The 14,242-nt window shown below is 53.0% G+C and carries 15 protein-coding genes and 3 tRNA genes; 12 read left to right on the top strand and 6 right to left on the bottom strand.

The window, feature by feature from the left end; translation table 11 throughout:
• Nucleotides 1-17: 17 nt before the first annotated feature.
• Nucleotides 18-425 carry a lactoylglutathione lyase gene (gene gloA, locus K6958_RS10025; protein WP_249894491.1) on the top strand — a complete coding sequence of 136 codons (408 nt, stop codon included), beginning with the start codon at nt 18-20 and terminating at the stop codon, nt 423-425.
• Nucleotides 426-527: 102 nt separating this feature from the next.
• Nucleotides 528-1,208 (top strand): ribonuclease T, encoded by a 681-nt coding sequence (gene rnt, locus K6958_RS10020; protein WP_249894490.1) that lies wholly within the window; start codon nt 528-530, stop codon nt 1,206-1,208.
• 65 nt (nt 1,209-1,273) lie between these two features.
• On the opposite strand, the gene K6958_RS10015 is transcribed toward rnt, so the two are convergent.
• Nucleotides 1,274-1,609 carry a Grx4 family monothiol glutaredoxin gene (locus K6958_RS10015; RefSeq protein ID WP_208615362.1) on the bottom strand — a complete coding sequence of 112 codons (336 nt, stop codon included), beginning with the start codon at nt 1,607-1,609 and terminating at the stop codon, nt 1,274-1,276.
• Between the two features lie 357 nt (nt 1,610-1,966).
• Between K6958_RS10015 and K6958_RS10010 the strand changes: the two genes are divergently transcribed.
• On the top strand, nt 1,967-2,773 hold the full coding sequence (locus tag K6958_RS10010; RefSeq protein ID WP_249894489.1) for a C40 family peptidase: 807 nt from the start codon (nt 1,967-1,969) through the stop codon (nt 2,771-2,773).
• A 62-nt stretch (nt 2,774-2,835) separates the two neighbouring features.
• Here the strand turns inward: K6958_RS10010 and cydH are convergent, their stop codons facing one another.
• Complete coding sequence (gene cydH, locus K6958_RS10005; RefSeq protein ID WP_249894488.1) at nt 2,836-2,925, bottom strand: cytochrome bd-I oxidase subunit CydH; 90 nt, start codon at nt 2,923-2,925, stop codon at nt 2,836-2,838.
• 283 nt (nt 2,926-3,208) lie between these two features.
• Here cydH and purR point away from each other — a divergent pair, with 283 nt between their 5' ends.
• Entirely contained in the window at nt 3,209-4,234 is a 1,026-nt protein-coding gene (gene purR / locus K6958_RS10000; RefSeq protein WP_249894487.1) for an HTH-type transcriptional repressor PurR, read from the top strand.
• 35 nt (nt 4,235-4,269) lie between these two features.
• On the opposite strand, the gene punR is transcribed toward purR, so the two are convergent.
• The gene (gene punR / locus K6958_RS09995; RefSeq protein WP_249894486.1) at nt 4,270-5,178 is read right to left on the bottom strand and encodes a DNA-binding transcriptional activator PunR; all 909 of its coding nucleotides are present in this window, start codon (nt 5,176-5,178) and stop codon (nt 4,270-4,272) included.
• A gap of 111 nt (nt 5,179-5,289) precedes the next feature.
• Here punR and punC point away from each other — a divergent pair, with 111 nt between their 5' ends.
• Nucleotides 5,290-6,492, top strand: coding sequence for a purine nucleoside transporter PunC (gene punC / locus K6958_RS09990; protein WP_249894485.1), 1,203 nt, complete (start codon nt 5,290-5,292; stop codon nt 6,490-6,492).
• A 289-nt stretch (nt 6,493-6,781) separates the two neighbouring features.
• Nucleotides 6,782-7,930: a cyclopropane fatty acyl phospholipid synthase gene (gene cfa / locus K6958_RS09985; RefSeq protein WP_249894484.1), complete on the top strand. Its 1,149-nt coding sequence runs from the start codon at nt 6,782-6,784 to the stop codon at nt 7,928-7,930.
• Between the two features lie 56 nt (nt 7,931-7,986).
• On the opposite strand, the gene K6958_RS09980 is transcribed toward cfa, so the two are convergent.
• On the bottom strand, nt 7,987-8,637 hold the full coding sequence (locus K6958_RS09980; RefSeq protein ID WP_249894483.1) for a riboflavin synthase subunit alpha: 651 nt from the start codon (nt 8,635-8,637) through the stop codon (nt 7,987-7,989).
• Between the two features lie 222 nt (nt 8,638-8,859).
• On the opposite strand from K6958_RS09980, the gene K6958_RS09975 reads away from it, so the two are divergent.
• The 5 genes from K6958_RS09975 to pykF all read left to right on the top strand — a co-directional run bounded on the left by K6958_RS09975 (nt 8,860) and on the right by pykF (nt 12,610).
• Nucleotides 8,860-10,233 carry an MATE family efflux transporter gene (locus K6958_RS09975; RefSeq protein WP_249894482.1) on the top strand — a complete coding sequence of 458 codons (1,374 nt, stop codon included), beginning with the start codon at nt 8,860-8,862 and terminating at the stop codon, nt 10,231-10,233.
• Between the two features lie 138 nt (nt 10,234-10,371).
• A tRNA-Val gene (locus tag K6958_RS09970) sits at nt 10,372-10,448 on the top strand.
• Between the two features lie 4 nt (nt 10,449-10,452).
• Nucleotides 10,453-10,529: transfer RNA gene (locus K6958_RS09965), tRNA-Val, on the top strand.
• Between the two features lie 11 nt (nt 10,530-10,540).
• Nucleotides 10,541-10,617, top strand: a tRNA-Val gene (locus K6958_RS09960).
• Nucleotides 10,618-11,197: 580 nt separating this feature from the next.
• On the top strand, nt 11,198-12,610 hold the full coding sequence (pykF, locus tag K6958_RS09955; protein WP_249894481.1) for a pyruvate kinase PykF: 1,413 nt from the start codon (nt 11,198-11,200) through the stop codon (nt 12,608-12,610).
• Here the strand turns inward: pykF and K6958_RS09950 are convergent.
• Nucleotides 12,598-12,819 carry a hypothetical protein gene (locus K6958_RS09950; protein WP_249894480.1) on the bottom strand — a complete coding sequence of 74 codons (222 nt, stop codon included), beginning with the start codon at nt 12,817-12,819 and terminating at the stop codon, nt 12,598-12,600. The two genes, pykF and K6958_RS09950, sit on opposite strands and share 13 nt — an antisense overlap.
• A gap of 92 nt (nt 12,820-12,911) precedes the next feature.
• Between K6958_RS09950 and K6958_RS09945 the strand changes: the two genes are divergently transcribed.
• The gene (locus K6958_RS09945; RefSeq protein ID WP_002908860.1) at nt 12,912-13,148 is read left to right on the top strand and encodes a major outer membrane lipoprotein; all 237 of its coding nucleotides are present in this window, start codon (nt 12,912-12,914) and stop codon (nt 13,146-13,148) included.
• A 67-nt stretch (nt 13,149-13,215) separates the two neighbouring features.
• Here K6958_RS09945 and K6958_RS09940 read toward each other — a convergent pair whose 3' ends face one another.
• Nucleotides 13,216-14,235, bottom strand: a complete 1,020-nt coding sequence (locus K6958_RS09940) for a L,D-transpeptidase family protein (protein WP_249894479.1) — start codon at nt 14,233-14,235, stop codon at nt 13,216-13,218.
• Nucleotides 14,236-14,242: the final 7 nt, after the last annotated feature.

Below are 14,242 nucleotides of genomic sequence, written 5' to 3'. Positions count from 1 at the left end.
CCTTTCAGGAGACTATTATGCGCTTACTTCATACTATGCTGCGCGTTGGCGATATGCAGCGTTCCCTTGATTTTTATACCCGCGTGCTGGGCATGCGTCTGCTGCGCGAAAGCGAAAACCAGGAATATAAATATAACCTGGCGTTTGTTGGCTACACTGACGAAAGCGAAGGCGCAGTGATTGAGCTGACCTATAACTGGGGCGTTGATCAGTATGACCTGGGCAACGCCTATGGTCACATCGCGCTGGGCGTTGATGATGTCGCCGCGACCTGTGAAAGAATTCGTCAGGCGGGCGGCAAGGTGACCCGTGAGGCTGGCCCGGTTAAAGGCGGCAACACCATTATCGCCTTTGTGGAAGATCCGGACGGTTATAAAATCGAACTGATTGAAAACGCCCACGCCGGCCACGGCCTTGGCAACTAAGTTTTCAGGGCGTCTGCTGGCGCCCTTCTTTTTTCCCGCTGCTGCAACCCCTGGCGAAATTTGCCATAATGCGCGCTGCATTTTTTCGCCAATGAGATCCTGATGTCTGAATCGAAACAACTGAACGCATTATCTGACCGCTTCCGCGGGTTTTATCCGGTGGTGATTGATATTGAAAGCGCCGGATTTAATGCCAAAACCGATGCACTGCTGGAAATTGCCGCCGTTACGTTGAAAATGGATGAAGATGGCTGGTTACAGCTCGACCAGACGCTGCATTTTCACGTGGAGCCTTTTGAGGGCGCGATTCTGCATCCGGAAGCGCTGGCGTTCAATGGTATCGATCCTGCAAATCCGCTGCGCGGCGCGGTCAATGAATATGATGCGCTGCACGCTATTTTTAAGCAGGTGCGCAAAGGTATAAAAGATCAGGGCTGCAACCGCGCCATTGTTGTCGCGCATAACGCCAACTTTGATCACAGCTTTATGATGGCCGCCGCCGAGCGCGCCGCGCTAAAGCGTAACCCTTTCCATCCGTTCGCCACCTTTGATACCGCAGCCCTGAGCGGGCTGGTCCTTGGCCAGACGGTGCTGGCGAAAGCCTGTAAGGCGGCGGGCATCGCCTTTGACGCCAGCCAGGCCCACTCGGCGCTGTACGATACCGAGCGTACCGCAGAACTATTCTGCGAGCTGGTTAACCGCTGGAAACGGCTGGGCGGCTGGCCGCCGCTGCCGGTGGCTGAAGAGCAGCCTGTCGACGCGCAGATCGCCGAGGGCGAATAGCCGGTCAGCATAAAATAAAAAAGGGCGCCCGAAGCGCCCTTTGCTGTCATAAACGGGATAAGGACTTATTCCGCTTCTTTATATTTTTCTGCAGTTTCTTTAATCAGCGTTTGCAGTTCGCCGCGCTGGAACATTTCGATTACGATATCGCAGCCGCCAACCAGTTCGCCATCTACCCACAGCTGCGGGAAGGTCGGCCAGTTAGCATATTTCGGCAGTTCAGCACGAATATCGGGGTTCTGCAGGATATCGACATAGGCGAAGCGTTCGCCGCAGGCAGAAAGAGCCTGAACCGTTTGCGCAGAAAAGCCGCAGCTTGGTAACTTCGGCGAGCCTTTCATATAGAGCAGAATCGGGTTTTCTGCGATCTGGCGCTGAATTTTTTCAACAGTACTCATAATTGCCTTCCTTAAATAGCATGCTTCGTGTCTATTGATTGTAGCGACTGTAGCGGGTTGCTGAAAACGACATTTTCTGTAAGGTTAAATAACGCAGGTTATTGTACCGGGTTGCGCGGCCAAAATAACCACCGTCTGGGGCATTTCTGCGGCGGCGATTAATAACTGGTCATAACATTGCTGAGATAAAAGCCTGTTTATGCTTATTTTTACATCTGTATGCACTTAAAGTTTATTTCACTAAAAAAGGCTTTATCTTTTCGCAATAAGTTCGATTAGAATTGGCCACCAGGAGTCTGCCGCTATGGCAGAAATAAGATTAACCTTGCGCTATCACTGCGCTTTGAGTGTAACCACACCATGCGTTTATTGATTACGCTTTTTATGCTGACCGTTGCCCAACTCTTTTTTAACGTTGCCCAGGCATCGCCGCAGGCGCCGGTTAAGGCCAGCCAGCATAAAGTTGATAAAAAAATCGCCCGCGACGACGATCGTCGTAAGCGTCGGCCGGTGAAAACGGCCAGTAAAAAGGCGCGTCCGGCCAGCGTTGAAAAAAACAAGCTGAAGAAAAAAAGCAAGCCTGCGGTGGTAACCGCCGCCAGCACAAAAAAAAGTCGCGCCGCAACCAAAACCGCCAGCGTGAAAAAAAGCAGCCTTAAAAAGAGCAAACAACGCTATGGTCGTCAGCGCGGCGACAAAAATTCGACGGCGCTCGCAAAGCGCGGGCCGCTGGAAATGAGTAAGGCGCACCGTGAACGCTATCAAAAAGCGCGTGAAACGGCGATGAACAAACTGATGAGTCAGCTAGGTAAGCCTTATCTGTGGGGAGGCACCTCGCCTCATACCGGTTTCGACTGCAGCGGTCTGGTCTGGTACGCCTATAAAGATGTAGTGAAATTTAAGATCCCGCGTACCGCCAATGAGATGTATCACCTGCGTGATGCGGCTCCGATTAACCGTGAGGCGCTGGAGAAAGGCGATCTGGTCTTCTTCCGCATCAATAACCGCGGCGCGGCCGATCACGTGGGCGTCTATCTGGGTAACGGCCGCTTTATTCAGTCACCGCGAACCGGTAAAGATATCCAGATTAGCCAGCTTAGCGATGATTACTGGCAGCGGCACTATGTTGGCGCGCGCCGCGTGATGACGCCGCGCACCATTCGCTAACGCTGTTGCGCAACAAAAAAGCCTGTCTTAGTGACAGGCTTTTTTTATCCTTCGTGCTGCGATCAGTGCATTACGGCAGTGAAGCTAAATGCAATAATCATCAGCAATGCCGCAACCGTGGTGCCTATTGATAGTTTTAAATCGGTGCTCATTCACCCTCTCCTTTAACCACACAAAAAATAACGGTATAGATTTTCCCATACTCCCTGGTAAAAATCTCGTTTTCTTTGCGCCACCTTGATAGAATCCCCGCCTTGCGTTGCGCAACGACAAAAAACCACCGTTGCCAACCCTTATTTTAAAGACGTCCCGCCTATCAGACGTACCTCAGCCCGCCAATTTCACCTTTATGCGTGCTGAATAACGCCATGCGGACGCAAACGATTAACATTAGCCTGATCAGACTATTACGTCAGGCGCAGGAGTATCTTTTTAATGGCAACAATCAAAGATGTCGCAAAGCGTGCCGGCGTTTCCACTACTACGGTATCGCACGTCATCAATAAAACGCGTTTTGTCGCGGAAGAGACCCGAGAGGCCGTCTGGGCAGCCATCAAAGAATTACACTATTCGCCCAGTGCCGTTGCGCGCAGCCTGAAGGTTAACCATACCAAATCGATTGGTCTGCTGGCGACTTCCAGCGAAGCGCCCTATTTCGCTGAGATTATAGAAGCGGTGGAAACGCGCTGTTTCGCTCGCGGCTATACCCTGATTTTGGGCAATGCCCACAACGATTTACAGAAACAGCAGGCTTACCTCTCCATGATGGCGCAGAAGCGCGTGGATGGCCTGCTGGTAATGTGTTCTGAGTATCCTGAAGCACTGCTGAAGATGCTTGAGGAGAACCGCAATATCCCTATGGTGGTGATGGACTGGGGCGAATCCCGCGGCGATTTTACCGATACCGTGCTGGATAACGCGTTTGAAGGCGGCTATCTGGCCGGGCGCTATTTGATCGAGCGCGGCCACCGCGACATCGGCGCGATCCCCGGCCAGATGGAGCGCAACACCGGCAGCGGACGTTTTGCAGGTTTCGTAAAAGCGTTGAATGAAGCCAACATCCCGGTACGTGATGAGTGGATCGTGCAGGGCGACTTTGAACCGGAATCGGGCTATCGCGCCATGCAGCAAATCCTGGCGCAAAAGCAGCGCCCTACCGCTGTTTTCTGCGGCGGTGATATTATGGCGATGGGCGCGATTTGCGCTGCGGATGAGATGGGGCTGCGCGTGCCGCAGGATATCTCCGTTATCGGCTACGATAACGTGCGCAACGCGCGCTATTTCACCCCAGCGCTGACCACGGTACATCAGCCAAAAGAGCAGCTGGGCGAAACCGCTTTCGATATGCTGCTGGACCGTATTACCAGCAAACGCGAAGAACCGCAGACCATTGAAGTGCATCCTACGCTGATTGAACGCCGCTCCGTTGCTGACGGTCCGTTCCGCGACTACCGCCGTTAATGCCTGAGGCTCAGGAAAACCGCTTCCTGAGCCTGCTACTCCTCACGCAGCCATTCCCGATTGATGGTTTCCGTATCGCCAAGATAGTCCAGTAGCCAGCGCAGCGCGGGTGAATTACTTTGCTCTGACCAGCTCACGCAACAGAAGCTATCCGGGAAAGGCTGCGGTAAGGTCAGCTCCGTTAGCTGCCGGGCTTGCAGCAGCGGCGCGGCAAAGTGGCCGGGCACCATCCCCACGCACAGCCCGGCGCGCAGGCAATCAAAGGCGCTTTCCCAGTCGGGCACCACCAGCCGGCGCTGATTATCCAGCGTCCAGGTGGTACGTCGCGGCAGCGCGCGCGAGGTATCTTCCAGCACCAGCGACGGCCAGGGACGAATATCATCATCCTGCAGCTGGGTCGTTATGCCGGCTAACGGATGATTAACGCTGACCACGCAGCGCCAGTTGAGCGCCCCCATATCGCGGAAGGCGAAGCGCCCGCCCACCGGGATCGCCTGGGTTGCGCCAATCGCCACATCCACCCGTCCGTCGGCCAGCGCATCCCAGACGCCGTTAAACACTTCCGGCGTAATCAACAGCTCCATATCCGGAAAGTGCCGGTAAAAATCGAGCACCAGCTGGCGGGTACGCTGCGGTTTAACGATACGATCCACCGCAATGCTTAACTGCCCGCGCCAGCCGTTCGCCACCTGTTGACACTGTCGCCGCGTGGCTAGCATTTTTTTGATAACAGCGCGTCCTTCGCGAATAAAAAGCTCTCCTGCCTCGGTCAGCACCACATCGCGATGCCGCCGTTCAAAAAGCGGCACCGCCAGCCAGGATTCCAGCTGACGCACCGTATAGCTGATGGCTGAGGGTACGCGGTGCAGCTCTTCCGCGGCAGCAGAAAAGCTGCCGTTACGCGCCACGGCATCAACCACTTCCAGTGCATATTCAGACCACATTTTTTGCCTGCAAAAATTTTGATATCAAGCGGCAAATTTTAGCGTTTCACATTGAGAAAAACATCCTTTACCCTCGCGCCGTCTGTTCACCTGCTTATAAACGAGAAAGAGATGCCTGGTTCAAAAGGATTTATGCTCTATCTGGCCCTGCTCAGCACGCTGGGTTTTCTGGCCACCGATATGTATCTGCCGGCGTTTACCGCCATGCAGGAAAGTTTTGCGACTTCCGCTGGGATTATCAGCGCCAGCCTGACCGTATTTTTAGGCGGCTTCGCCTGCGCCCAGCTGCTGTGGGGGCCGCTTTCCGATCGCTATGGTCGCCGACCGATACTGCTGTTGGGCCTCGTGCTGTTTGCACTGGGCTGCGCGGGCATGCTGTGGGCGAATGCCACCTGGCAGATGTTAACCCTGCGCTTTATTCAAGCGGTAGGCGTCTGTGCGGCGGCGGTAAGCTGGCAGGCGCTGGTGGTCGATCGCTATCGCGGCGCGCAGGCTAATCGCGTTTTTGCCACCATCATGCCGCTAGTGGCCCTGTCGCCGGCGCTGGCGCCGCTGTTAGGTGCCTGGCTGCTCAGTCATTTTTCATGGCGTGCGATTTTTCTGGCGCTGTTGCTGGTCACGCTGCCGCTGCTGTTTGCAACGGCGAAGCTGAAAAAAACTGCACCCGCCTCTGCAGCCACCGCTCAACGCAGCGGCTTTTTCCGTCTGCTGGCGTCACGTATCTACAGTGGCAACGTGCTGATTTACGCCGCCTGCTCAGCCAGCTTTTTCGCCTGGCTAACCGGTTCGCCGTTTATCCTGCACGATCTGGGCCTGAGTCCGGCTGATATCGGTCTGAGCTATCTACCGCAAACCGTGGCGTTTCTGGTCGGCGGCTTTGGCTGTCGCTCTGCGCTTCAGCGTCATAGCGGCCGCAGCCTGCTGCCGTTCCTGCTGATTTTTTATGCGCTAAGCGTGACCGCACTATTTATGGTTTCGATAAGCGACCATGTTACGCTCTGGGGCCTGCTGATCCCGTTTTGCGGCATGGCGCTGGCAAACGGCGCGATTTATCCCATCGTGGTGGCTAACGCCCTGCTGCCCTTCCCGGATGACACTGGTAAGGCTGCGGCGCTGCAGAACTGTTTGCAGCTGGGCCTGTGCTTTTTCGCCAGCCTCGCCGTCTCCTCCTGGCTGACCCAGCCTTTACTGACCACCAGCTCGGTAATGGTGTCGACGATTATCCTGGTGGCGCTGGGTTATGCCTTGCAGCATGTAGCCCACGACCGCACAGCGGAAACGAAAAACAGCCCGCCGTCTTCCCTTTCCAATTAAGCATCCGCCGCTGTCGGCATGCTTAGCGCACTAACTATTAGCCATTGTATAATGCCTTGCGGGAGAATATACTCCTTGCAAGGCAGTCACTTATAATAATTAACGTGCTTTTTCCCCGGCCAGCCAGCGCCTTTCAGGCGGCAGCGTACTGGTCAGGGCTTTCATTCAGTTTCAATCCTCTGCTTAACGTCGGATATCTGGCACACGGTCTTCCGTGAGATTTCTCACAATCCTGAGAAATTGACTATTCTGTTTCTCAGGTTCGTATCACACAGGTGATGGAGAAGCTATGAGTTCATCGTGCATAGAAGAAGTGAACCTGGAGGAAAACCATTGGTATCGTATCGCCCATGAAATGTTGGAAATGGCGGATATTGAGATCAATGGTCAGCGCCCCTGGGATATTCAGGTAAAAAATCCTGACTTTTTTAAACGCGTTTTACAGGAGGGATCCCTCGGCCTGGGCGAAAGTTATATGGACACCTGGTGGGAATGTGAACGCCTTGATATGTTTTTTCATCGCGTGCTAAAGCACAAGTTGGATCAACAGCTCCCTCATCATTTCAAAGATACGTTACGTATTGCCGCAGCGCGACTGACTAATTTACAGTCGAAAAAACGCGCGTGGATGGTTGGCAAGGAGCACTACGATTTAGGCAACGACCTTTTTTCGCTAATGCTCGATCCCTTTATGCAATACTCTTGCGGCTACTGGAAAACAGCCCAAACGCTGGAAGAGGCGCAGCAGGCGAAGCTAAAAATGATCTGCGAAAAGCTTCAGTTGAAACCGGGGCTTAAGCTGCTTGATATCGGCTGCGGCTGGGGCGGACTGGCGGAGTTTGCCGCGCGCCACTATGGCGTAACGGTCGATGGGGTAACCATCTCCGCCGAACAGCAGAAAATGGCGCAGCAGCGCTGCGAAGGGCTTGATGTCAATATTCTACTGCAGGATTATCGCGATCTGAATAATCAGTACGACCGCATCGTTTCCGTAGGCATGTTCGAGCATGTCGGCCCTAAAAATTACGCGACCTATTTTAACGTGGTCGATCGTAACCTTAAGCCGGACGGCCTGTTCCTGCTGCATACTATCGGCGCGATTAAAACCGATATGAACGTTGACCCGTGGATTGATAAATATATCTTCCCCAACGGCTGTTTGCCGTCGGTACGTCATATTGCCGAAGCCAGCGAGCCGCATTTTATTATGGAAGACTGGCATAACTTTGGCGCCGATTATGATACGACGCTGATGGCATGGCACGAACGTTTTCTGCAGGCCTGGCCGCAGTTGGCTGAGGAGTATGGCGAACGCTTTAAACGGATGTTCACCTATTATTTGAACGCCTGCGCCGGCGCGTTTCGCGCGCGTGATATTCAACTGTGGCAGGTGGTATTCAGCCGCGGCGTTGAAGGCGGCTTGCGCGTACCGCATTAATATCCTGCGGCGCACTTAAAAAACAGGCAACCTCACGGTTGCCTGTTTTTTATTACTTACTCTGCGGTGTTATTTTGCAGCGTGGCCGCCAGCGCCGCTTCACGCTGAGCCAGCACGCGTTCAACCGTATCCACGATCGCCTGAGTATGCGGATCGATTTCGATGTTTACCCGTTGCCCCAGTTTTTTGGCGCCCAGCGTGGTACGCATCAGCGTCTCGGGGATAAGATGCACGCAAAATTTCGTTTTGGTCACGTCGCCCACCGTCAGGCTGATGCCATCGATCCCGATAAAGCCTTTATGCAGGATATATTTCAGCAGCGAGCTGTCCTGCGGTTTAAACCAGATCTCACGGTTATTTTCGGCATTAATAATTTTGCTGATTTCAGCGGTGGTCATAATATGGCCGGACATCAAATGACCGCCAATTTCGTCGCTGAACTTCGCCGCACGCTCAATATTTACCACGTCGCCCAGCTGCAGATCGCCCAGGTTAGTAATGCGCAATGTCTCTTTTACCAGATCAAAGCTAACCCGATCGCCATTAATTTCCGTCACGGTCAGACAGCAGCCATTATGCGCTACCGAAGCGCCCAGTTCCAGGCCGGGTAATAATGCCGGCGGCATTTTCACAATATGCGTACGAAAGTTAGGTTTTTCTTCAATGGCAACCAGCTCTGCGGTGCCCTGCACAATTCCGGTAAACATAGATTGGCCTCGGTCAGTTTTTGTTGATATTACCATACTCTCCAGCACAGAGCAGGTTGGCAAAGGGGCGAAAAGCGCCGTCCGGGTGCCATAAAATGCGGTTTCCTTCATCGTATGATGTCGTTATGATTCTGCACCAGCGTTGTGCATCATTATCTATTCTTTATTATCCTGTCCTCCGGGCGTTATTTATTCATCTCTTAAAACTAAAAAGGTGTATACGTGCAGAAGTACCTGACAGAAGCGCGTCAATTACTGGCTCTTGCCATTCCGGTTATTCTGGCGCAGGTCGCACAGACGGCGATGGGTTTTGTCGATACCATTATGGCAGGCTCGGTTAGCGCGACGGATATGGCCGCCGTTGCGGTCGGCACCTCAATTTGGCTCCCCGCTATCTTATTCGGCCACGGTCTGATTTTGGCCCTAACGCCAGTAGTGGCGCAGCTTAACGGCTCCGGGCGTCGTGAGCGTATCGCTGCTCAGGTACGTCAGGCTTACTGGCTGGCGGCGATGGTCTCGGTGCTGATTATGATTGTGCTGTGGAACGCCGGCTATATGATCCACGCGATGCATGATATCGACCCCGCCTTAGCCGATAAGGCGGTAGGCTATCTGCGCGCCTTATTATGGGGCGCGCCGGGCTACCTCTTTTTCCAGGTCGCACGTAACCAGTGCGAGGGGCTGTCGAAGACCAAACCCGGCATGGTGATGGGCTTTATCGGCCTGCTGGTGAACATTCCGGTTAACTATGTCTTTATTTACGGTCACCTTGGCATGCCCGCGTTGGGCGGCGTCGGCTGCGGCGTGGCGACGGCGTCGGTTTACTGGGTGATGTTTATCGTTATGCGGCTGTGGGTGCGGCGCGCGCGCTCAATGCGCGATATTACCCTGCCCGACTATTTCAGTACGCCAGACTGGACAGTATTGAAGCGTTTGATACGCCTTGGGCTGCCGGTGGCGCTGGCGCTATTCTTCGAGGTAACGCTGTTTGCCGTGGTCGCTCTGCTGGTTTCGCCGTTGGGCATTGTGAATGTCGCCGGCCATCAGATTGCGCTTAACTTCAGCTCATTAATGTTTGTACTGCCGCTTTCGCTGGGCGTTGCGACGACGATTCGCGTCGGCTTTCGCCTCGGTCAGGGGTCGGTTGAGGCGGCTAAGGTGGCGGCCTGGACTGGCCAGGGCGTCGGCATCATGATGGCCGCCATCACCGCGCTGTTTACCGTTACCTTCCGAGAACAGATCGCTCTGTTGTATAACGATAATCCGCAGGTGGTTATGCTGGCCTCGCAGCTGATGATGCTGGCCGCCATCTACCAGTTTTCCGATTCCATTCAGGTGATCGGCAGCGGCATTCTGCGTGGCTATAAAGATACACGCTCAATTTTCTTTATTACGCTGGTTGCTTATTGGGTGATAGGTTTACCCAGCGGCTATCTGCTGGCGCTAACCGACTGGATTGTCGCGCCAATGGGTCCGGCGGGATTCTGGTGCGGCTTTATCCTGGGCTTAACCTCAGCGGCGATTATGATGCTGTGGCGGATTCGTCGGCTGCAAAAATTACCGCCTGAACTGATCCTGAGCCGCGCGGAACATTAAGATAAAGGCCCGTCGCGTCTAAAAAAACGGCGGGTCGCACAGTTGATGGGCAGTTGCGCAGAAAATTGCATGTTTCTGCTTGCCAGCGATGAACAGTGTCGCTAATATTCGTCCCCGCCGTCACCCAAGACGGCAGATGCGTTCTTAGCTCAGTTGGTTAGAGCACCACCTTGACATGGTGGGGGTCGATGGTTCGAGTCCATTAGAACGCACCAAAGTGCGTCCGTAGCTCAGTTGGTTAGAGCACCACCTTGACATGGTGGGGGTCGGTGGTTCGAGTCCACTCGGACGCACCAAAAATCATGATGCGTTCTTAGCTCAGTTGGTTAGAGCACCACCTTGACATGGTGGGGGTCGATGGTTCGAGTCCATTAGAACGCACCACTCTCTTTTTCTGCGTTATCCTCTTTTGCAGCATCAGGCATACTCCGCACTTAATTTATCTTTGTCCGAAACCTTAAAACACCTCCCTTTTCTGCCTGTTTTATTGCACATAAAAATATTTTTTTACCCAAAATCTGTGGGTAATAAAATTGCCCATATCAGAACTTTCCTGGTATACAGGCGGCATTCTGTCTGGTTTAACAGGGCGAATATCATTGCGCGCGACACAACGCGTTGGGGATAAAAAGCGTTGCCGCAACGTGACTTTCCTTGATCTGACACCCGCTGCCTTCATGCTTTTTGATTGGTTTTCGTATACTTAGCGTCTATACTATCTTCCGGTGTTTCACTTGAATGGTTTCAGCCAATTGACGTGCCCTTACCTACATTCACAACCAGTTGCGCAACTCGCCCATCGGGGCCATGGAACATCATCGCTCAACTTCCTCTGCACGCTTTATATCTGTCACCTATTCTTAGTTTGTATCGCAGTCCGCTCACTGAGCATGAATATTTCCCCGATGCACCAGGCATCGACCTCAAACCTTAATCATCCATCACAACTTACAGATAACTTGTCATGAAAAAGACCAAGATCGTTTGTACCATCGGCCCGAAAACTGAATCCGAAGAGATGCTAACCAACCTGCTGGAAGCGGGCATGAACGTTATGCGTCTGAATTTCTCTCACGGTGACTATGAAGAGCACGGTCGCCGTATCGCCAATATCCGCGCGGTTATGGAAAAAACCGGTCGTCAGGCGGCGATTCTGCTGGATACCAAAGGCCCGGAAATCCGCACCATGAAACTGGAAGGCGGTAACGATGTTTCGCTGAAAGCGGGTCAGACCTTTACCTTTACCACCGATCAGTCAGTGATTGGCAACAGCGAACGCGTTGCGGTGACCTACGCCGGCTTCGCTGCCGACCTGAAAATCGGCAACACCGTACTGGTTGACGATGGCTTGATCGGTATGGAAGTGACTGAAGTCACTGAAAACAGCGTGATTTGTACCGTACTGAATAATGGCGACCTGGGCGAAAACAAAGGCGTTAACCTGCCGGGCGTTTCCATTCAGCTGCCGGCACTGGCGGAAAAAGATAAGCGTGACCTGATTTTCGGTTGCGAGCAGGGCGTGGACTTCGTTGCGGCCTCCTTTATTCGTAAGCGTTCAGACGTGCTGGAAATCCGTGAGCACCTGAAAAAGCACGGCGGCGAGCATATCCAGATCATCTCTAAAATCGAAAACCAGGAAGGTCTCAATAATTTTGATGAGATCCTCGATGCCTCTGACGGCATCATGGTTGCCCGTGGCGACCTCGGCGTGGAAATCCCGGTTGAAGAAGTGATTTTCGCGCAGAAAATGATGATCAAGAAATGTAATAAAGCCCGCAAAGTGGTAATTACCGCTACCCAGATGCTGGATTCCATGATCAAAAATCCGCGCCCTACCCGTGCGGAAGCCGGCGACGTGGCGAACGCCATCCTTGACGGTACGGATGCAGTGATGCTTTCTGGTGAAAGCGCCAAGGGTAAATATCCGCTGGAATCGGTGCGCATCATGGCGACCATCTGCGAACGTACCGATCGCGTGATGAAATCGCGTATCGATACCCTGAATGACAGCCGTAAACTGCGTATCACCGAAGCCGTATGCCGTGGCGCCGTTGAGACCGCAGAAAAGCTGGAAGCGCCGCTGATTGTCGTAGCCACCGAAGGCGGTAAATCAGCCAAGTCCGTGCGTAAATATTTCCCGGACGCGACCATTCTGGCGTTAACCACAAACGAAATCACCGCGCGTCAGCTACTGTTGAGCAAAGGCATTGAAGCGCGCGTAGTGAAAGAGATTGCTTCTACCGATGATTTCTACCGTATTGGTAAAGAAATTGCGCTGGAAAGCGGTTACGGTCAGAAAGGCGATGTGGTGGTAATGGTATCAGGTGCCCTGGTGCCAAGCGGAACGACAAATACCGCATCTGTTCACGTACTGTAAATAATTACAGTTTTGTTGATAAAAGCGCCTAACCGGCGCTTTTTTTTTATTTTGCCGTAACCGTTATTTCTAAAAATTCCAATTGAAAATAACAATAAAATCTGCCTTTCAGGCAAGATAAAATCAATTAAATCTGACTGTTTTGATTTATTTTTTGGCATTATTGGCATAACAGATGTTTCTTTGAGCGAACGAGCAAAATTAAGCATGTTCTCATCAAAAATTTATTCTCATACCAAAAAACTTTGTGTAATACTTGTAACGCTACATGGAGATTAACTCAATCTAGAGGGTATAAATAATGAATCGTACTAAACTGGTACTGGGCGCGGTAATTCTGGGTTCAACTCTGCTGGCTGGTTGCTCCAGCAACGCTAAAATCGACCAGCTGTCAAGCGACGTTCAGACTCTGAACGCAAAAGTTGACCAGCTGAGCAACGACGTGAACGCAATGCGTTCTGACGTACAGGCTGCTAAAGACGACGCAGCACGTGCTAACCAGCGTCTGGACAACCAGGCTCATTCTTACCGTAAGTAAGAGTACTGGTGTAATAAAAATGGTGCCCAATGGGCACCATTTTTTTTGTCCTCGCTGCGCGCCTTTCTCAGCTTTTTCCCAGCGTAGCGCCACCCTTCTCTGCCTTCTGCTCCTGCGCGCTTTCCAGCGCTTGCTGCGGCGCTATTTCGTTATGATCTACCGCTTCGCCCAGGTTAACCAGAACCGGCATGCCGGACCGGCGTTTTAGTACCGCTTCAATTAGCGCTTTATCGCTCTGCGGGTTGTTGATAAAGCGCTTGAGCGCTTTGCTCAGCGGCAGGGCCATCGTTTGCGGATCGTCATGCTCATTACGCGACAGCGGCTGGTGCACTTCAATATAGCGTTTACCGTCCGGCTCAATAGCGTACTTCACCGGCTGGTTGACGATTTGTACCCGCGTATCTTCCGACACGCTGTTAAACAGCGCCTCAATATCATCAGGGCGCAGGCGAATACAGCCGGAGCTGACGCGCATGCCGATGCCGAAGTCAGCGTTAGTGCCATGAATCAGATAGTGGCCGCTGCCGTAGGCCAGACGCAGCGCAAACAGCCCCATCGGATTATCAGGGCCAGCGGGAAAGACTGTCGGCAGCTTAACGCCTTCCTGTGCGTAGCGCTTGCGGATATTCGGCGTTGGCGTCCAGGTAGGATTAGGGATTTTTTGACTGATACGGGTAACCGTCGAGGGCGTCATTATCCCCTGCTGGCCGATGCCGATCGGATAGACAATCCCCTTGTTCTCCCCTTTCGGATAGTAATAGAGGCGCAGCTCCGCCAGGTTAACCACGATGCCCTCGCGTTTAGTATCCGGCAGCAGCATCTGATGAGGGATAGTCAGCTCGCTGCCTGCGGCAGGCAACCAGGGATCGGTGCCGGGATTGGCTTCCAGCATATTTAACAGGCCTACCTGATAGCGAGCGGCAATCGACTCCAGCGGACGCTTATCATTGGGTACCAAAGCCGTGCTGTTTTCGCCGATAAGGCGACTGTTTTCAGCAGGCAAAGGGTATTCAGTGGCGCTGACCAGACGCGGTATAAAGAGCGCGGCGCAAATTAGCCAGCCGGCGAAAGGAAGGTAAAGGTTCATGTAAGCT

It is taken from the genome of Mixta hanseatica, from assembly GCF_023517775.1.
GTDB classification, from domain to species: Bacteria; Pseudomonadota; Gammaproteobacteria; order Enterobacterales; family Enterobacteriaceae; genus Mixta; species Mixta hanseatica.
Note: the sequence above shows the minus strand (reverse complement) of the source record. Positions and strands in the feature narration are given on the sequence as shown.